The sequence below is a fragment of the uncultured Jatrophihabitans sp. genome (assembly GCF_964246335.1).
Taxonomy (GTDB): Bacteria; Actinomycetota; Actinomycetes; order Mycobacteriales; family Jatrophihabitantaceae; genus Jatrophihabitans.
Window position 1 is genome coordinate 24,925 of record NZ_CAXTQF010000010.1, and the last position, 17,895, is coordinate 42,819.

The following is a 17,895-nucleotide window of genomic DNA, read 5'->3' on the forward strand; positions in this document are numbered from 1 at the left end:
CTCAGGTACGGGCCCGGGCGAGCCCCGCGCGCAGCACGGGGGCAGCCCGCGACGCGATGTAGCGATAGCCGGCGTCGTTCGGGTGTCGGGGCACCGGCCCTGCGAAACGACGTTCGAGTGTCGGCGTCATCCACTTCCGGCGTATCGGGTCGAGGTACAGGGCGTGCTCCGCCCGGCACGCGCTGCGCAGGTCGCCGTCGATCGCCGCGACTGCCCGGTCGACCGGCAGGCGCGCAGGTATCGGGCCGAGGACGGCGACGCGGGCCTTCGTGAAGCGCCGCTGCGCCAGGCAGATGGTGGCGCGTGCCGCCGCGCGCTCGATGCGCGCGGGTGTCCCGACGTCGTTGCGGCCGCCCTGGATCAGCACGAGGTCGGGAGCGGGACGGACGCGCAGATGTGCGAGCCGGTGCCGGAAGGTGCCCTGGTGCCGCGGCCCGGCATTGACGAATCCGGTGCCCCCGATGCCGTACACCCGGGGCGACTCGTGCAACTGTCGGGCCAGCAGCCACGCGTACCCGTGGTGCGGACCCGAGGCGCCGACGCCGGCCGTGTAGGAGGCGCCGATGACGAGCATGTGCCGGGTCGTGCCGAGGCGCGGACGCCGCCACGGGCCGCACCGGTGATGGCGGGGTGCCGAGCCGGCGACGTGCGCGCGCGACTCCGCGGCCTGGGTACGCGCCACGCCGACGCTGGCGAAGCCGACGCAGGCGATCGCGCAGGCCACGGCGACCACGACGACGCGACACCAGACTCGGTGCAACGCTCGAGTCGACATCGGGAACCTCGTTAGCTCACTGTTAGGCCGGAGGGCAATGTAGCTCGGCGAGCCCAGGAATTCACGCATCGTGCAACGCCGGATTCTCAGCCGTCCCTCCGGCGCCGCCCGGCAGCCCCGCGACAGCCTGCGGTTGCCATGTCGTGACGCAGAGTTATCGTCTGGCTACCGCAACCCTCCTCGAAGGCAGACCTCAATGACGAGCTCGGTCACCGCCCGCACATCCGCCAGTCCGATCGCCCGGCGCTTCCTCGCCCTCACCGCCGCGACCCTCACCGCCGCGGCGGTGTCGATCGTCGGTGCCGACAGCGCCGTCTCGGCGCCCGCGCACACCAGCCGTGCCGACGCGTCGGCCCTCGGCCGCAACGTCGTCGTGTTCGACCCGAGCATGTCGACCGCACAGATCCAGCAGAAGGTCGACGCGATTGCGGCGAAGCAGGTGACGAACCAGTTCGGCGTGCAGCGCTACGCGTTGCTGTTCGAGCCGGGCACCTACGGCAGCGTGGCGCAGCCGCTGAACTTCCAGGTCGGCTTCTACACCGAGGTCGCCGGCCTCGGCCAGAACCCGGACGACGTGACGATCAACGGTTCGGTCGACGTCTACAACCAGAGCGACGGCACAGCGCTGGACAACTTCTGGCGCTCGCTGTCCAACCTGCACATCGCGGTCACCGGCCCGGGCGGCAACGGCAGCACGAACGGCTGCTACGGCAACACCGAGTTCTGGGCCGTGTCGCAGGCGGCGCCGATGCGCCGCGTGGATGTCACCGGCAACACGACGTTCATGGACTACTGCACCGGCCCGTCGTACGCCAGCGGCGGTTTCGTCGCCGACACGTCCTTCGGCTCCAGTACGCCGGTGAACGGCAGCCAGCAGCAGTTCTACGTGCGCAACAGCAGCATGGGCGGCTGGAGCAACGGCGTCTGGAACCAGGTCTTTTCCGGCGACGTCGGCGCACCGGCAACGAACTTCGGCACCAAAGCCGCCGATGGCACCACGAACTCGTACACGACGCTGGCCACCACTCCCGTCTCGCGGGAGAAGCCGTATCTGTACACCGACAAGAACGGCGCCTACCGCGTCTTCGTCCCGTCGGCGCAGTCGAACTCCGTGGGCACGACCTGGCAGGCCGGGCAGACGTCGGGTCGTTCGCTGCCGTTGAGCCGCTTCTACGTAGCCCGCCCCGGCGACTCCGCCGCGCAGATCGACTCGGCGCTGGCGCGCGGTCAGAACCTGCTGCTGACGCCGGGCATCTACCACGTGAACAAGACCCTGCAGGTGAAGCGGGCGAACACCGTGGTACTCGGCCTGGGTCTCGCGACCATCGAGCCGGACGCCGGCAACACCGCCATGACCACCGCGGACGTGCCCGGCATCGACGTCGCCGGGGTCATCTTCGACGCCGGCGCGAAGAAGTCGCCGGCACTGCTGCAGGTCGGCGCCGCACCGGCGCGGCACAACCCGCGTGCGTCGCAGTCGACCGACCCGACCGCTCTGCAGGACGTCTTCTTCCGGGTCGGCGGCGCACACGTCGGGCGGGTGACGAACGGTCTTGTCGTCAACAGCGACAACACGATCCTCGACGACATCTGGTCGTGGCGTGCCGACCACTCGCAGAACCCGAACGACACGGGCTGGTATGTCAACACCGCCGACAACGGGGTCGTCGTGAACGGCAACGACGTCACCGCCACCGGGCTGTTCGCCGAGCACTACCGCAAGTACAACGTGCTGTGGAACGGCCAGCGCGGCGAGACGATCTTCTTCCAGAACGAGCTGCCCTACGACGCGCCCGACCAGGCCGCCTGGACCCACGACGGCGAGCCCGGCTACCCGGGTTACACGGTCGCGGACTCGGTGCGCACGCACGTCGCGTACGGGCTGGGCAGCTACATCTACACGAACGTCGATCCCTCGCTGCACTCGGCGAACGGGTTCGAGGTGCCGAACCGGCGCGGGGTGACGATGCACGACCTCGTCACCATCTCGCTGAACAAGGCCGGGACGATCGACCACGTCATCAACGGGGTGGGCGCGCCGGTCACGCCGACGTTCCAGGGCCCGAGCGACGTCGCCGTCTATCCCGCCGGCTGACGCAGGAGGTCGTCGGTGAGCTCGGCGACCAGGTCACACAGCGCAGCGTCCTCGGCCAGCTGGGATTCGAGCAGGCCGAGGACGTGGCGCACTGCCATCGCGGTCGGCGTCGCGCGGGCAGCCGCCACCAGTCGCGCCGACTGCGGGTCCGGCGGCGGCTCGGGCAGGCTGCGCAGCGCCGCGACGTAGACGGCCAACACCCGGACGGCGGCGACCGGCAACCGCCCGGCGCGGCGCTCGGCGTGCAGCACCGGCAGGATGCGCACCGGGATCTTCTGCGAGCCGTCGGCAGCGATCTGCAGGATTTCGTGCCGCAGCCGGGTGTTCGTGAACCGCTCGACCAGCGAGTCGCAGTAGCGCGCGGTCGCGTGCGGATCGAGCGGCAGGTGTGCGCCGGCCAGCTGCCACCACTCCCGCACCCAGCCGAGCAGCGTCGGGTCGGCGGTCGCCTCGGCGACGGTGCGGTGGCCACGCAGCAGACCCGCGTAGGCCAGCAGCGAATGCGCACCGTTGAGCAGCCAGAGCTTGCGTTGCTCGAACGGTCCGACGTCGTCGACGAACCGTGCACCGGCGGCCTCCCATGCCGGCCGGCCGCCCGGGAAGTCGCCGCTGAGCGTCCATTCGTGGAACGGCTCGGTGACGACGGGTGCACGGTCCGACCACTCGCGGACGGCGTCGCGGTCGGCGTCGCTCGCACGCGGCGTGATCCGGTCGACGACCGTCGACACGAACGCGACGTGTTCGTCGATCCACGGCTGCAGCGTCGCGTCGACCTCGGCGGCGGCGTCGCGCAGCACGCGGGCAACGACCGCGCCGTTGCCCGGCAGGTTGTCGCACGGGACGAGCGCGATCGGACCGACGCCCGCCGACCGTCGTGCGAGCAGCCCGGCCACCAGGCGCGCCGGCGCGGTGCCGACGGTGGCGGCACGGTCAGCACGCAGGGCGTCGAGGTCGGCACGCACCGAGGCGTCGGAGGTGTCCAGCCCGCCGTCGGCCCCGCGGCAGTAACCGGCCTCGGTCACGGTCAACGTCACGAGTGCGACGCCCGGGTCGGCCAGGTAGCCGAGGTAGGCGGCGTAGTCGGTCGCCGCGTGCGCCGCGGACAGGGTCGGCACGACCTCGATCAGGTCGTCGTCGGGTGAACGCGTGATCACCGTGTAGAGGCAGTCCTGCGCGTCGAGCGCATCGGCCAACGCGCGGTGGCGGCCGGCGAAGGCGGCGATCCCCCACTCCCCCGCGTCCGGCGCATGCGCCGTGTACCAGGCCTGGTGCGCGCGGAAGAAGTTGCCGAGCCCGAGATGCACGTGCCGGACCGGCGCGCGTGGCGACGACCTGCGCGGGGCTCCGGTCACAGCTTGAACACGTGCCGCGGGTTGTGCACGACGAGTGCGTGCGCGATCTGCATTGCGTCGTCCTCGTCGAGGCGATGCTCCCCGACCAGGCCTGCGAGGTGGCCGGCGTCGATGCGGCGCGACATGTCGTGGCGCGCCGGGATCGAGCAGAACGCCCGGGTGTCGTCGACGAAGCCGCTGCTGCGACTGAACCCGGTGGTCTCGGTGATCGCGGCGCGGTACCGGCGGATCGCGTCCGGCGCATCGAGGAACCACCACGGCGCACCCGCGTACACCGACGGATAGAAGCCGGCCAGCGGTGCGATCTCGCGGGAGAAGGCCGTCTCGTCCACCGTGAACAGCACGAGGTGCAGGTTGGGGTGTGTGCCGTAGCGCTCGAGCAGCGGCCGCAGCGCGCGGGTGAACTCGGTGCGGACCGGGATGTCGTGGCCGGTGTCCGCACCGAAGGCCCGGGCCGTCGGTGCGTGGTGGTTGCGATACACACCGGGGTGCAGTGTCATGACCAGTCCGTCGTCGCACGCCATGCGCGCCATCTCGCCGAGCATGTGCCGACGAAACGCCGCGCACTCCTCGGCGTTGGCCGCGCCGCGCAGTGCAGCGCGATAGACGCGCTGTGCGTCCTCGGGTGCCAGCGGATCGGTGCGCGCGTCGATCGCGCTGTGGTCGCTCGACACGCCGCCGTGGGCGACGAAGTAGCGGCGGCGTTCCTCGAGCGCGGCGACGTAACCCGGGTAGTCGCCGGTGTCGATCCCGGCGGCGGCGCCGAGCCGTTCGATCGCGGCCGGCCAGTCCGGTCCGGCCGGGTCGAGGTAACGGTCCGGCCGGAAGGTCGGTACGACGCGTCCGCCCCATGTCGGGTCGGTGCGCAACTGCTCGTGTGCGGCGAGGTCGTCGCACGGGTCGTCGGTGGTCGCCAGCACCTCGATGCCGAAGCGCTCGTACAGCGCACGCGGCCGGAAGTCGGTGCGCTGCAGGCACGCCGCGATCCGGTCGTACACCGCGTCGGCAGTGTCGGCCGACAGCTGCTGCTCGACGTCGAAGATGTCGGCGAGCTCGCCGTCCAGCCAGTAGCGCACGGGTGTCCCGCGGAAGAGCGGCCAGTGCTCGCCCAGCAACCGCCAGGCCGACCGGGACTGCGACTCGCTCAGCGGGCCGGCGCCGACGCCGAGGCGGTCCAGCGGCACACCGCTCGCGTGCAGCAGCCGGGTGACGTAGTGATCCGGGCTCAGCAGCAGCGTGGTCGGGTCGGCGAACGCTGCGTCCTCGGCCAGGATCCGCGCGGCCACGTGACCGTGTGGGCTGATGATCGGCAGCGACCTGATGTGCTCGTAGATGCGGCGGCCCACCGCGCGTACTCCTGGATCGGCGGGCAGCAGTCGGTCGGGATGCAGCGTGAGCGCGCGGCCGGCCATACAGCCATCATTCGCGTGCTGCGACCGGTTGTGTATCGCGGGCCCGGGCCCGGCTTGTCCCGCGTTCCCGACGCGGAGCAGGGTGGGCACATGAGCACCGTGCCGCCGACGTCGACCACCGCCGGCGCGCGCACGATCGGTGGCACCGGCGACCCGCTCGCCGAAGAGACGGTCACCCGGTTCGTCGCGGACGCGCTCGCAGACGTCGACCTCGACGGCAGGACAGTGTGCATCGTCATCCCGGACAGCACGCGCAGCTGCCCGCTGCCGTTGCTGCTCGGCGCGGTGCACTCAGCGCTCGTCGACCGCGTCGCCGCGATGACGGCCGTCGTCGCCCTCGGCACGCACGCGCCCATGAGCGAGGACCACCTGGCCCGCTGGCTCGGCTACGACGTCGACGATCCCGCGCGCCGCTACCCCGGCCTGCAGGTGATCAATCACCGTTGGGACGACCCGGCCACGTTCGTCGACCTCGGCCACATCTCGGCGCAGCGGATCGGCGAACTGTCCGGCGGCCTGCTGCACGTGGGGGTCGACGTCAAGATCAATCGCGCCGTGGTGGAACACGACATCGCCCTGGTGGTCGGCCCCGTGTTCCCGCACGAGGTGGTGGGCTTCTCCGGCGGTAACAAGTACTTCTTCCCGGGCGTGGCCGGCCAGGAGGTCATCGATCTCTCGCACTGGCTCGGCGCGTTGATCACCAGCGCGAACATCATCGGCACCCGTGGCATCACCCCGGTGCGGGCGATGATCGACCAGGCGGCGCAGCTGATCCCCGCGCAGCGGCTGGCGCTGTGCACCGTTGTGCAGACGCACACGGGCAAGGTGCTGGCCGCGTCGTTCGGCACGCCGGAGGACGCGTGGGCAGCGGCCGCCGACGTCGCGGCGCAGACGCATGTCCGCTATCTCGACGCGCCGGTGCGTCGCGTCGTGTCGGTGATCCCGCACAGGTACGACGACATCTGGACCGCCGCCAAGGGCTTCTACAAGCTCGAACCGGTCGTCGCGGACGGCGGCGAGGTCATCCTCTACGCGCCGCACATCACCCAGCTCGCCGCGATGCACCCGGAGATCGAACAGATCGGTTACCACTGCCGCGACTACTTCGTGCAGCAGTGGGATCGGTTCGCCCATCTGCACTGGGGAGCGCTGGCCCACTCGACACATCTGCGCGGCGCCGGCACCTGGGATCCGCACACCGGCGAGCACGACCGGGTCAAGGTCACTCTCGCCACCGGCATCCCCGAACACGTCGTGCGCGCCGCGAATCTCGACTACCTCGACCCGGCAACCGTCGACCTCGACGCGGCCGCGGCCGACCCGGACACCTTCTTCGTGCCGGACGCCGGCGAGGTGCTCTACCGCCTGCGCGGCGAGCAATGAGCGATCCGCAGTGGTCAGCCGACGACCGCGCCGCCGTCGCGCGGGTGAAAGTAGTCCTGGACGGCAACGCCCCGCTCGGTGTCGCGTTCTCCGGCGGCGTCGACTCCTCGGTGCTGCTGGCGCTCGCCGTGCGGCAGCTCGGCAGCGAGGGCGTGCTGGCCGTCCTCGGCATCTCCCCCAGCCTGGCCGCCGACGAACGCGCGGGCGCCCACGAGATCGCCCGCTCGCTCGGCGTGCGGATTGTCGAGATCCGGACCGACGAGGGCAGCAACCCCGACTACCGCCGTAACGACGCAGACCGCTGCTACCACTGCAAGCAGGAGCTGTTCACCCGCATCTCCGACGACGTGGTGCGTGCCCACGGGCTGCGCGCCGTGGCCTACGGCGAGAACGCCGACGACGCCCGGCGCCCGGACCGGCCCGGCGCACGCGCTGCTACCGAGCACCGCGTGCTGCGTCCGCTCGCCGACGCGGGGATGGACAAGGCCGTCGTGCGGCGTATCGCGCACGGGCTCGGGCTGGCGAACGCGGACAAGCCCGCCGCGCCGTGCCTGGCCTCGCGCATCCCGCACCACGACGAGGTGACACCCGCCAAGCTGGCGCAGATCGAGCGCGCCGAAGCCGCCGTGCGCCGCCTCGGCTTCGCCGACGTGCGCGTCCGGCACCACGGCGACGTCGCGCGGGTCGAGTTGGTGCCGGACGACCTCGCGCGGGCCGTCGGGGAGCCGTGCCGCACCGAGCTGCACGCGGCGGTGCGTGCGGCCGGTTTCCGGTTCGTCGCGGTGGACCTCGCGGGCATCCAGTCCGGCGCGTTCACGCTGCCGCTGGTGACCCGTGGCGCCTGACCCGGACCCGGACGTGGTCGGCGACTTCGCCCGGCTCGACCACGACCGGCTGGCGCGCCGCGGCTACCCCGAGGCGGTCTACGCGCAGGGCAAGACGCCGGCGCAGCTCGCCGCGATAGCGGCGGCCGCAGCGGAGCGCGCGCACGGCGTGACGCTGTTCACCCGCATCGACGACGCGGGTTCGGCGGCCGTGCTGCAGGTGTTGCCGGACGCGGCACACGACGAGGCGGCGCGGCTGATCGCCTGGCCGCCGGACCCGCCGGAGCCGACCGGCGGCCTGGTCACCGTCCTCGCGGCCGGGACGTCGGACCTGCCGGTCGCGCGCGAGGCGGCGCTGACCGCGCGTTACCTCGGCCGGCGGTACGAGCTCGTCGTGGACGTCGGCGTGGCCGGCCTGCACCGCGTACTGCGGCAGCTCGAATTGCTGCGCCGGTCCCGCGCGATCGTCGTCGTCGCGGGCATGGACGGCGCGCTCGCCTCGGTGGTCGCCGGGCTGGTCGGCGCACCCGTAGTCGCCGTCCCCACCTCGATCGGTTACGGCGCATCGTTCGGCGGCGTCGCGGCGCTGCTGACGATGCTCAACGCCTGCGCGCCCGGTGTCGCGACGGTGAACATCGACAACGGCTACGGCGCCGGGCACCTGGCCGCGCAGATCGCCGCCCCGCCGGCCGACTGAAACGGCTACGGCACCGGCTCACCCGGCAAAAGCCCCGCCGCCTCGGCCGCACGGCCGGCATCGGCGAGCACGTGCGCCACCGGCCGACCCAGTTGCGCAGCCAACGCGGCGGCGTCGTCGTACTCCGCGCTGACCTGCACGATCCGCCCGCCACTGTGCGCGATCTTGACCCGGACCGGCCGGCCGCCGACATCGACGCTCGCCCACGTGCGGGCGAGGGCATGCTTGCCGACGTCGTGGCTGCGCGTGCCGATCGCACTGGTCTGCTCGACGACGAGATCGCGCAGCATGTCAGCCGATGCCTGCGCGGCGAGCACGTGCAGGGTGTGCCCGGGCCGCCCCTTCTTCATCAGGATCGGCGTCAGCCACGCATCGCGCGCACCGGCGTCGAGCAGCGCGGCGAGCACCGCGGGCCACGCGCGGGGATCGAGATCGTCCACGTTGGCCTCGATGACGACCTCGACGTCGAGCGCCGCCGGGGTGGACGTCGGCGTACCGAGGACGACGCGCACGACGTTCGCGCGGCCGTCGCGCTCACGCGTCCCCGCGCCGACGCCGACGCACTGCACCGTCATGTCCGGCAACGGACCGGCGGCGTCGGCGAGGGTAGTCACCAGCGCGACACCGGTGGGCGTGGCGAGCTCACCGTCGCCACCTGTCATGACCGGCCAGCCACGGGACAGCTCCAGCACTGCCGGTCCCGGCAGTGGCAACGAACCGTGGGCGGTCTCGACCGTTCCGGATCCGAGCGCTATCGCCGAGACGGTGATCGACCCGACGCGCAGGTCGTGCACCGCGGCACACACGCCGACGATGTCGCCGATGGCGTCCAGCGCACCGACCTCGTGGAAGTGGACGTCGGCCGCGTCGATGTCGTGCACCGCCGCCTCGACCTGCGCGAGCCGCGCAAACACCGCCGTCGCACGCTCGCGGACGTCGGGCGCGAGGTCGGCGGCAACGAGCAGCTGGCGGACGGCCGACCACGTCCGTGGGTCCGAGTCCTCGACGAGCGGCGTGACGCCGGCCTTCGCGGCACGCAGTCCGGCGCGTCGGGTCGGCGCGACGTCGACGGTGAGCTCGCCCGGCGCGACGGCCCCGACCTGCGCCCGGACACGCTCGAGGTCCGCGCCGGCGTCGAGCAGAGCACCGAGCAGCATGTCGCCGGCGACGCCCGCCGAGGCGTCGATCCACATGGCGACATCGGGCTGGCTCGACATGGTCGGCAGCGGCGGGCGTCAGGCGCGGCGCTTGCCGAGCCGGCTGCCGCCGGACACGAGCGTGGCGAGGATGGACGCGAGCACTGCAAGCTCCTTCAGGTCGGTCGTGCCACGCTAACCGTTGCGGGCCGGCGACCCGTCACGCGCACCTCGCGCGCGGGGAGGACCCGACATCGCGCAGGGCGAACATCGGCAGCGTCAGGTGCGCCAACGGGCCGATCCCGAGCGCGTAGACGACCGTGCCGACGCCGACCGAACCGCCGAGCAGCCAGCCGGCGACGAGCACCGTGACCTCGATCGCCGTGCGCGCGACGCGCACCGAATGGCCGCGCGCGGCGAGGCCGGTCATCAGCCCGTCGCGTGGGCCCGGGCCCATCCCGGCGCCGATGTACAGGCCGGTCGCCAGCCCGTTGAGCACCACCCCCGCGAGCATGACGGCAATCTGGACCACCAGCCGGTGCGGCGCCGGCACGCACCAGACCGTGACGTCGATGGCCAACCCGACCAGCACGACGTTGGCCAGCGTGCCGATACCGGGCCGTTGGCGCAGCGGCACCCACAGCATGAGCACCACGGCGCCCACGATGATGGACCACGTGCCGACCTGCAGGCCCAGGGTGCGGGCGAGGCCCTGGTGCAGCACGTCCCACGGGTCGACACCGAGGCCGGCCTGGATGAGCAGCGCGTCGCTGACGCCGTAGAGCAGCAGCCCGGACAGCAACCGCGCCGTGCGTTGTGCGCGCCGGTCCGCAGGGACGGCGGCGACGTAACGCATGCGCAGACCCTGCCACGTGCACCGGCGTCGCGTCGTCAGGATTTCTTGCGCTGGTGAGATCGGATGAACCGGCATTGTGCCCGACCGGCGTGCGTGCTGGGGTGGACCGGTGAGCGCGTCGACGGCCTCGCAGAGGCCCCGTGAGCCCTATGCGGACCGGCATGCGGCCGGCGACGCGCTGGCCGCCGCCCTCACCGATTACGCCGGACGTGACGACGTCGTGGTGCTCGGCCTGCCGCGCGGCGGGGTGCCGGTGGCGGCACGCGTCGCGACGGCGCTGCGTGCGCCGCTCGACGTGCTCGTGGTGCGCAAGATCGCCGCGCCGGTGCAGCGCGAACTCGCGATGGGCGCGGTCGCCGTCGTCGGCGATGCGGTCGAGGTGGTCACCGACGGCCGCGTCGTGGACCGGGTGCGGCCCACCGACGAGCAGTTCGCGCAGGCTCGCGACGACGCCCTCACCGAACTGCGCCGACGCGCGCAGGTGCTGGCATCGCGCCGGCCGGTCGGCGTGGCCGGTCGCACGGTGCTCGTGGTGGACGACGGCATCGCGACCGGCTCCACATTGCGCGCCGCGATCGCGTGTCTGCGCAATCAGCAGCCGAGCCGTGTCGTGGTCGCCGCGCCCATCGCGTCACCGCGGGTCTACGCGGACCTGTGTGCCGAGGTCGACGACGTCGTGTGCCCGTGGTTGCCGGACCGGTTCGTCGCGGTAGGCCAGGGTTATGTCGACTTCACCCAGACCACCGACGATCAGGTGCTGCGGCTCCTGTCACGCGGCAGGCCCTAGGTTGGCGGGATGACGTCGTTGCAGTCGTTCGCCGAGCTCGCCCGGGCCGCGTCCGGGTTGACGGTGGTGTCCACGCAGCGTCCGGACAGTTCGCTGCAGGCGTCCGTCGTCAACACCGGCGTGCTCGACGGCGTGCTGGACGACACCCCGGTCGTGGGCTTCGTGACCTACGGCAAGGTGAAGCTGGCGAACCTGCGCGTCAACGGGCTGCTCGCGCTGACCGTGCGCGACGGGTGGCACTGGGCGACCGTCGAGGGCCGCGCGACCATCATCGGGCCGTACGACCCGCATGTGGACATCGATGCCGAGCGGCTGCGGCTGCTGCTGCGTGAGGTATTCGCCGCAGCCGGCGGCGAGCACGACGACTGGGACGACTACGACCGCACGATGGCCCGCGAGCGGCGTTCGGTGGTGCTGGTCGCGCCGTCGCGCGTCTACGGCAACTGAGCTGCGCCGCTCACGAGTCGAAGCCGAGGCCGACGCGGTCGAGGGTGCGCAGCCACAGGTTGCGCCGGCCTTCGTTGCGGTCGGCCGCGGCCAGCGCGAGGCGGGTTGCCTGCACCCCGGCGTAGGCGAGCGGCTCGGGCGGGAACGGCAGCGGCTTGCTGCGCACCAGCTCTAGGTCACGTCGTTCGGACGGGCGGTCGTCGAGGAGGTCGAGCATCACGTTGGCGCCGAAGCGCGATGCGCCGACACCGAGGCCGGTGTAACCGAGCGCGTACGCCAACCGGCCGCCGTAGCCGGTGCCGAAGAACGGGCAGAAGCGCGTGCAGGTGTCTATGGCGCCGCCCCAGCGGTGACTGAAGCGCAGCCCGCGCAGTTGCGGGAAGGTGTCGAAGAACTGCCGGGCGAGCAGCTCGAAGGTCGCCGACCGCTGGTCGTAACTGGGACGCATCCGGCGGCCGAAGTGGTAGACGGCGTCGTAGCCGCCCCACAGGATGCGATTGTCGCTCGTCAGCCGGTAGTAGTGGAACTGATTCGCGACATCGCCGATGCCCTGCCGGTTGTGCCAGCCGATGTCGGCCAGCTGCGCATCGGTGAGCGGTTCGGTGACGAGCACGTAGTCATAGACCGGCACGGTGTACAGCCGCACCCGGCGCAACAGCGCCGGGAAGGCGCTGGTGGCCATCGCGACGCGTCGGGCGGTCAGCCCCCCGGCGTCGGTACGCAGCACCAGCTCCGCGCCGGAGCGTTCGACGTCACGAACCGGGGTGCCCTCGACGATGCGCACGCCCAGCTGCTCGGCGGCGTCGGCCAACCCCCAGGCGAGCCGCGCCGGGTCGATCAACGCGGTGGTGTCCGGGTTCCAGAGCCCGGCGAGATAAGTCGGCGAGTTCACTTCGGCGCGCACCGCGTCGGCGTCCAGGAACCGGCCGGAGCCGCCGCGCAGCTCGTCGACCTGGTAGGGCTCGGTGGCGACGTCGAGCTCACCGGCGCGTTCGAAGGCGCAGTCGATGGCGTAATGCTTGACGGTCTGCTCGATCTCGTCGAGGTTGCGCCGCCCGAGCTCGTCGAGCAGCGCGAGCTCGGCCGGGAACCGCGCCGCGCCGTTGGCCTCCCCGTGGGTCAGGCTCGCCGCGCAGAACCCGCCGTTGCGTCCGGTCGCCGCCCACGCCAACCGGTCGGCCTCGACGAGCACGACCTCCCGGTCGGGATCCTGCTGCTTGGCGAGCAACGCGGTCCACAGTCCGGAGAAGCCACCGCCGACGACGGCAAGATCGCAATGCGCGCGTCCGGTCAGGGCAGGCCGCGCGTGGGGTCGGTCCGATGAGTCGAGCCAGTACGGCATCGGCTTGGCGCTGGTCAGCGTCGCGGCGACGTCCATGCGGCACACAATGCCAGGCAGGTGAGACGACCGACACTGTGCGACCACGCGCGCGGGGGCAGACTCGGCGGATGGACTCCTACACCCGCGGCAACCTGCGCTTCGACGTCACCGACTCCGGGCCGGCCGACGTGGCCGACGACAGCATCGTCGTCCTGCTGCACGGGTTCCCGCAGAACCGGCATGAGTGGACCCAGGTCGCCGCGCGACTGAACCACGCGGGCCTGCGCACGCTCGCGCCGGATCAGCGTGGCTACTCCCCCGGCGCCCGTCCGCAGGGCCGGCGCGCCTACGTCCAGTCCGAGCTGGTCGAGGACGTAGTGGCGTTGCTCGACGCCGTGGGCGCCCAGCGCGTACACCTCGTCGGACACGACTGGGGCGCGGTCGTCGCCTGGGCCTTCGCGTCGCGGTACCCGCAGCGGCTGCACACGCTGACCGCGATCAGCGTCCCGCACCCGAAGGCGATGGGCTGGGCGATGGCGCGTGGGCAGATCCTCAAGTCGTGGTACGTCGGGCTGTTCCAGATCCCGCGGTTACCCGAGGCGGTCCTGCCGTCGCGCCGCGTCCGGGCACTGCTCGGCGGGACGGGCCTGACGCCGGAGCAGGTGGCCGGCTACCTCGAGCCGCTCGGCAAGGACGGCCTGACCGCCGCGCTGAACTGGTACCGGGCCTTGCCGATCTCTTCGCGGGAGAAGGGTTACGCGCACCGCACGACGGTGCCGACGACCTACATCTGGAGCGACGGCGACGTCGCGCTCGGCCGCGCCGGCGCCGAGGCGACGCAACGGTTCGTCACCGCGCCGTACCGCTTCGAGGTGCTGCAGGGCTACAGCCACTGGCTGGCCGACGAGGCCCCCGACGAGGTCGCCGCGGCGATCGTGCAGCGAGTGCGCGACCGCGAACCCACGACCTGACACCAACTCCCGTGATCAACAGTAGGAAATGAGCCCCAGGAGGCTCATTTCCTACTGTTGATCAGCGGGAGTTGGGAAGTGGTTACTTGTCCAGGGCGTTGGCGACGCGGTCGTGCGCGGCCCAGATCTCGTCCGGCAGGTTCGTGAACGCGTCCAGGTGCTCCTTGCGATGCGCCATCTCCTGCTGCCAGCGTTCGACATCGATCGACAGGATCTTGTCGAGATCCTCCTTCGAGATGTCCACGCCGTCGAGGTCGAGCTCGTCCTCGTTCGGGATGATGCCGACTGCGGTCTCCCGGCCGGTCACCTCGCCGTTCTTGAGCTGCATCAGCCACAGCAGCGGGCGGATGTTCTCCTGATAACCCGGCCAGAGGTAGTGGCCGTCGTCCGGGTCGCGCTGGAACCAGTTCACGTGCGCGAAGATCGGCTGGTCCTTCGCCGCACCGACGATCTCGAGCCAGTGCGCCGCGTACGGGCCCTCGGGATACGACATGAACGGCCGCATCGACATCGGGTCGTAGCGCAGCGTGCCCTCGACGCCCTCCGCGGCGAAGGTGGCCTCGGCACCGAGCGTCAGGCCGTCGTAGACACCCTCGGCGAGGTCGTGGATCGCGCGGATGAGCGGCTCGCGGTCCCGGGTGCGGCCACCGAAGATGATGCCGTCGATCGGCACACCGATCGGTGACTCGTAGTCTGGCGCGATGTTCGGCACGTTCGCGAGCGTCGTGGTGAACCGGCTGTTCGGGTGCGCCCACGGCTCGCCCGCGTCGTCGGCCCCACGCTCGGCGATGAGGTTGCCCTTCCAGTCGCGCCAGCCGTCGACATCGGCCGGCGGCTCGGGCGTCTTGCCCTCCCACCAGACCTCGTGCGTGTTCTCGTTCCACGCGACGTTGGTGAAGATCGCCTTCGTCCCCGGGTCGATCGAGCGCAGCGCAGTGGGGTTGGTCTTCTCGTTGGTGTCCTTCGCGACGCCGAACACGCCGTACTCCGGGTTCAGGCCGTAGAGCTTGCCGTCGTTCGGATCGACCCACAGCCAGGCGATGTCGTCGCCGTAGAAGGTGACCTTGTACCGGTCGCCGAGCTTGCCCGGCGCCTGCATCATCGCCAGATTTGTCTTGCCGGACGCGGACGGGAAGCCGCCGGCGATGTGGTACGTCTTGCCGGTCTGCTTGTCCTCGATGCCGATCAGCATGAACTGCTCGGACAAGAACTTGCCCGACGCCCAGCCGTCGTAGGCGGCCTGCCGCAACCCGTGCGCGATCTTGCCGAGCAGCGCGTTGCCGCCGTAGGACGAGCCGTAGTGCAGGATCGTGCGCTCGTCGGCGACGGTCACGAAGTAGCGCTCGTCGTCGTCGGTGCCCTGTCCGAGGTTCTCGAGGTCACCCGTGACGTGCACCGCCCGCACGAAGCTGTTCGGGTCGGTGAGGTTGTCGATGTGAGCGACCCCCACACGCGCCATCCGGATCATGTGCAGGACCACGGTGCGCGTGTCGGTGAGCTCGACACCCGCGGCGTAGGCCTCCAGCGGGGAGCCGGCCGGCGCCATCAGATACGGCACCACGTACATGGTCTTGCCCTCGGACGCGCCGCGCATGCGCTCGGTGAGCAGCGGCTTCATCTCCGACGACGGCCGCCAGTTGTTGTAGACGCCCTGATCGTCCGGATTGCTCGTCGCGACGATCGTGCGTTCCTCGGAGCGCGCGGTGTCCTTCGAGTAGCTGCGCGAGTAGTACAGACCCTCGCCGGCCGGCTCGAGTTCGCCGGCATCCAGCGCTTCCTGGATGAGCCGGCTGTCATCGGCGGCACTGACGACCTCGACACGCTCCGCTCCGGTGATCTCCGCCCAGTGCTGCACGTACTCGCGCACGTGGGGGTTCTTGAGTCCGGCCTCGTCGAGCGCCTTCACGACATCTGCCATGGGTCTGTCTGCGTCCTCTCGGGTCACGTGCCTGTCCTACCCGCGAGCGCTGCGCCGCGATTTGCGCGCCAGCAACCGAATGCTCGGTGAAAACGGGAGAAGGCCGAACCTTTTCTTACCATCGGTAAGCGCTCTCGGACGGCATAGTGTGCGGGATGCCTCAACCCGGCCGAGGCCGCGTCAGTGCCGTTAGACCGTGGTGCGTCGGCTATCCGTGCAGGCGGACCGGTAAGTTCTCGTAGCCGCGCAGGATGCGCGTGCTGCGTCGCCGTGCACCGGCGGCCAGCGTCAGATCCGGGAATCGGTCGAACAGCGTCCGCAGTCCGACGTCGCCCTCCATCCGGGCCAACGCCGCACCCAGACAGAAGTGCCGGCCGGCGGAGAACGACACGTGGTCTTTCGCATTCGCTCGGCGCACATCGAAGATGTCCGGGTCGGCGAACACCGCCGGGTCGCGGTTCGCGCCGGCCAACAGCGTCGTCACGAGCGCGCCGCGCGGGATCGCGGTGCCGGCGACCTCGGTGTCGCTCAGGGCGGTGCGGCCGGTGAGCAGCACCGGCGGGTCGTAGCGCAGGATCTCGTCGACGGCGTTCGGCCAGAGGTCCGGCTCGGCCCGCAATGCCTCGAGCTGATCGCGGTGCTCGCACAGCAGCGCGACGCCGTTGCCGAGCAGGTTGACCGTCGTCTCGAAGCCCGCGGCAAGCACCAGACCCGCTGTGGCCTTCAGCTCGCGCTCGTCCAGATGGACGCCGTCGTCCTCGGCGGTGACGAGCTGGCTGAGCAGGTCGTCCCCCGGCTCGGCGCGCAACCGGCCGAGGTGTTCGCCGAGCCAGGTGTCGAAGCCGGCCAGCGCGGCCTCGGTACTGCGGAACTGCTTCCACGTCAGGCCGAGATCGAGACTTGGCGCCGCCGCGCCGCCGAACGCAAGTACGCGCTCGCGCTCGTCGGTCGGCACGCCGAGGATCTCCGCGATCACGGTGACCGGCAGCAGCGTGCAGTAACGCTCGACCAGGTCGACGACATCGCCGTCGGCCGCGGCCGTGACGTCGTCGAGCAATTCGTCGGCGATCTGCTGGGTGCGACGGCGCAGCGCCTCGACGGCCCGCGCGGTGAACACGCGGGTGACGAGCTTGCGGTACCGGGTGTGGTCCGGTGGATTCGTCACCAGCAGCGACGGCGGCTCCAGCGGGCCCAGCACGCCGGTGTCCGCGGCCCAGCCGAACACCCGGCCGACGGGCCCCGCGAGCTGCGCGCGGTCGAAGCCGACGCGGAAGTCGTTGCTGGAGAGCACGTCGCGCACCGCGGGTAGGGAAGCCGTCAGGTAGGCGAACTGGCCACGGTGGATCGGCGCGAGTTCGCGCAGCTCACGGATCAGCTCCAGGACGTCGGCGCTGCCCGAGCGGCTCACCTTGATCAGCCGGCCCTGCACGTCGCCCTTGCGCGCCGCGACCAGCATCGCGGCGCGTGGCAGCGCATGTCCCAGACCCCACCGGACGAGCGGCTTGGCGCGATCTGCGGCCTTGGAATCACCCGGCCGGTCGGTCACCGGTCCGTGAGCGGGCACGCCCGGCCTGTGCGTCTCGGACGTGACCGGATCAGTGACTGCCATCGGTGCCTCCCTCGCGGAACGCGCAGTGCGCGCCGCCTACTGCGTGAGTCCCTCGTCGTCGGCGGCCACCTGGGCGAGACCCGTGCGCAGCGTCGTCGCGACGCTCGCGAGTTCGCCGGAGCGGCGCACCAACAGCTTGCGTACCGGTGTCAGCTTGTCACCCTTACGTCGCCGTATCACGTGGACGTGCACGTGAAAGACGGATTGGGCGCCCGCACGGCCGTCGTTGAGCACCAGATCGACCCCGTCCACCGCGATTTCGCTGCGGTACAGCCCACGCGCCACCCGTTGTGCGATCCCGAACACACCGCG

16 protein-coding genes are annotated in these 17,895 nt (G+C 71.3%); 7 read left to right on the forward strand and 9 right to left on the reverse strand.

The genetic code is table 11. The features are described 5' to 3' along the window. Position 1: 1 nt before the first annotated feature. Positions 2 to 775 carry an SGNH/GDSL hydrolase family protein gene (locus ACFFCN_RS04900; RefSeq protein ID WP_375490013.1) on the reverse strand — a complete coding sequence of 258 codons (774 nt, stop codon included), beginning with the start codon at positions 773 to 775 and terminating at the stop codon, positions 2 to 4. Positions 776 to 971: 196 nt separating this feature from the next. Here ACFFCN_RS04900 and ACFFCN_RS04905 point away from each other — a divergent pair, with 196 nt between their 5' ends. After that, positions 972 to 2,870, forward strand: coding sequence for an adenylyl cyclase (locus ACFFCN_RS04905; RefSeq protein WP_375490014.1), 1,899 nt, complete (start codon positions 972 to 974; stop codon positions 2,868 to 2,870). On the opposite strand, the gene ACFFCN_RS04910 is transcribed toward ACFFCN_RS04905, so the two are convergent. Together ACFFCN_RS04910 and uxaC are read right to left on the reverse strand one after the other, a co-directional pair. Then, on the reverse strand, positions 2,855 to 4,222 hold the full coding sequence (locus ACFFCN_RS04910) for a mannitol dehydrogenase family protein (protein ID WP_375490015.1): 1,368 nt from the start codon (positions 4,220 to 4,222) through the stop codon (positions 2,855 to 2,857). The two genes, ACFFCN_RS04905 and ACFFCN_RS04910, sit on opposite strands and share 16 nt — an antisense overlap. Further along, the gene (uxaC, locus tag ACFFCN_RS04915) at positions 4,219 to 5,634 is read right to left on the reverse strand and encodes a glucuronate isomerase (RefSeq protein WP_375490016.1); all 1,416 of its coding nucleotides are present in this window, start codon (positions 5,632 to 5,634) and stop codon (positions 4,219 to 4,221) included. The genes ACFFCN_RS04910 and uxaC overlap by 4 nt, the downstream gene beginning before the upstream one ends. A 90-nt stretch (positions 5,635 to 5,724) precedes the next feature. Here uxaC and ACFFCN_RS04920 point away from each other — a divergent pair, with 90 nt between their 5' ends. From ACFFCN_RS04920 to larB, 3 genes are read left to right on the forward strand one after another with little or no spacing between them, the layout of a single operon-like run. Further along, a complete protein-coding gene (locus ACFFCN_RS04920) occupies positions 5,725 to 7,017 on the forward strand; it encodes a lactate racemase domain-containing protein (RefSeq protein WP_375490017.1) in 1,293 nt (430 codons plus the stop codon). Continuing rightward, positions 7,014 to 7,862 carry an ATP-dependent sacrificial sulfur transferase LarE gene (gene larE / locus ACFFCN_RS04925; RefSeq protein WP_375490018.1) on the forward strand — a complete coding sequence of 283 codons (849 nt, stop codon included), beginning with the start codon at positions 7,014 to 7,016 and terminating at the stop codon, positions 7,860 to 7,862. Before ACFFCN_RS04920 ends, larE begins: the two co-directional genes overlap by 4 nt. Then, on the forward strand, positions 7,852 to 8,538 hold the full coding sequence (gene larB / locus ACFFCN_RS04930) for a nickel pincer cofactor biosynthesis protein LarB (protein ID WP_375490019.1): 687 nt from the start codon (positions 7,852 to 7,854) through the stop codon (positions 8,536 to 8,538). Before larE ends, larB begins: the two co-directional genes overlap by 11 nt. A 5-nt stretch (positions 8,539 to 8,543) precedes the next feature. Here the strand turns inward: larB and larC are convergent, their stop codons facing one another. Together larC and ACFFCN_RS04940 are read right to left on the reverse strand one after the other, a co-directional pair. Further along, the gene (gene larC, locus ACFFCN_RS04935) at positions 8,544 to 9,755 is read right to left on the reverse strand and encodes a nickel pincer cofactor biosynthesis protein LarC (RefSeq protein WP_375490020.1); all 1,212 of its coding nucleotides are present in this window, start codon (positions 9,753 to 9,755) and stop codon (positions 8,544 to 8,546) included. A gap of 139 nt (positions 9,756 to 9,894) precedes the next feature. Further along, entirely contained in the window at positions 9,895 to 10,530 is a 636-nt protein-coding gene (locus ACFFCN_RS04940) for a YitT family protein (protein WP_375490021.1), read from the reverse strand. Between the two features lie 109 nt (positions 10,531 to 10,639). Between ACFFCN_RS04940 and ACFFCN_RS04945 the strand changes: the two genes are divergently transcribed. Both ACFFCN_RS04945 and ACFFCN_RS04950 read left to right on the forward strand, forming a co-directional pair. Further along, the gene (locus ACFFCN_RS04945) at positions 10,640 to 11,317 is read left to right on the forward strand and encodes a phosphoribosyltransferase (RefSeq protein ID WP_375490022.1); all 678 of its coding nucleotides are present in this window, start codon (positions 10,640 to 10,642) and stop codon (positions 11,315 to 11,317) included. A gap of 9 nt (positions 11,318 to 11,326) precedes the next feature. Further along, the gene (locus tag ACFFCN_RS04950) at positions 11,327 to 11,764 is read left to right on the forward strand and encodes a TIGR03618 family F420-dependent PPOX class oxidoreductase (protein WP_375490023.1); all 438 of its coding nucleotides are present in this window, start codon (positions 11,327 to 11,329) and stop codon (positions 11,762 to 11,764) included. A 10-nt stretch (positions 11,765 to 11,774) separates the two neighbouring features. Here the strand turns inward: ACFFCN_RS04950 and ACFFCN_RS04955 are convergent, their stop codons facing one another. Continuing rightward, positions 11,775 to 13,142, reverse strand: coding sequence for an NAD(P)/FAD-dependent oxidoreductase (locus ACFFCN_RS04955; RefSeq protein WP_375490024.1), 1,368 nt, complete (start codon positions 13,140 to 13,142; stop codon positions 11,775 to 11,777). A gap of 71 nt (positions 13,143 to 13,213) precedes the next feature. Here ACFFCN_RS04955 and ACFFCN_RS04960 point away from each other — a divergent pair, with 71 nt between their 5' ends. Further along, positions 13,214 to 14,056 carry an alpha/beta fold hydrolase gene (locus ACFFCN_RS04960; RefSeq protein ID WP_375490025.1) on the forward strand — a complete coding sequence of 281 codons (843 nt, stop codon included), beginning with the start codon at positions 13,214 to 13,216 and terminating at the stop codon, positions 14,054 to 14,056. A gap of 82 nt (positions 14,057 to 14,138) precedes the next feature. Here ACFFCN_RS04960 and ACFFCN_RS04965 read toward each other — a convergent pair whose 3' ends face one another. The 3 genes from ACFFCN_RS04965 to ACFFCN_RS04975 form a co-directional block, all read right to left on the reverse strand. After that, positions 14,139 to 15,974, reverse strand: coding sequence for a phosphoenolpyruvate carboxykinase (GTP) (locus ACFFCN_RS04965; protein ID WP_375490026.1), 1,836 nt, complete (start codon positions 15,972 to 15,974; stop codon positions 14,139 to 14,141). Between the two features lie 208 nt (positions 15,975 to 16,182). Beyond that, positions 16,183 to 17,583: a cytochrome P450 gene (locus tag ACFFCN_RS04970; protein WP_375490027.1), complete on the reverse strand. Its 1,401-nt coding sequence runs from the start codon at positions 17,581 to 17,583 to the stop codon at positions 16,183 to 16,185. Between the two features lie 36 nt (positions 17,584 to 17,619). Beyond that, positions 17,620 to 17,889 carry an HIT family protein gene (locus ACFFCN_RS04975; RefSeq protein ID WP_375490028.1) on the reverse strand — a complete coding sequence of 90 codons (270 nt, stop codon included), beginning with the start codon at positions 17,887 to 17,889 and terminating at the stop codon, positions 17,620 to 17,622. Positions 17,890 to 17,895: the final 6 nt, after the last annotated feature.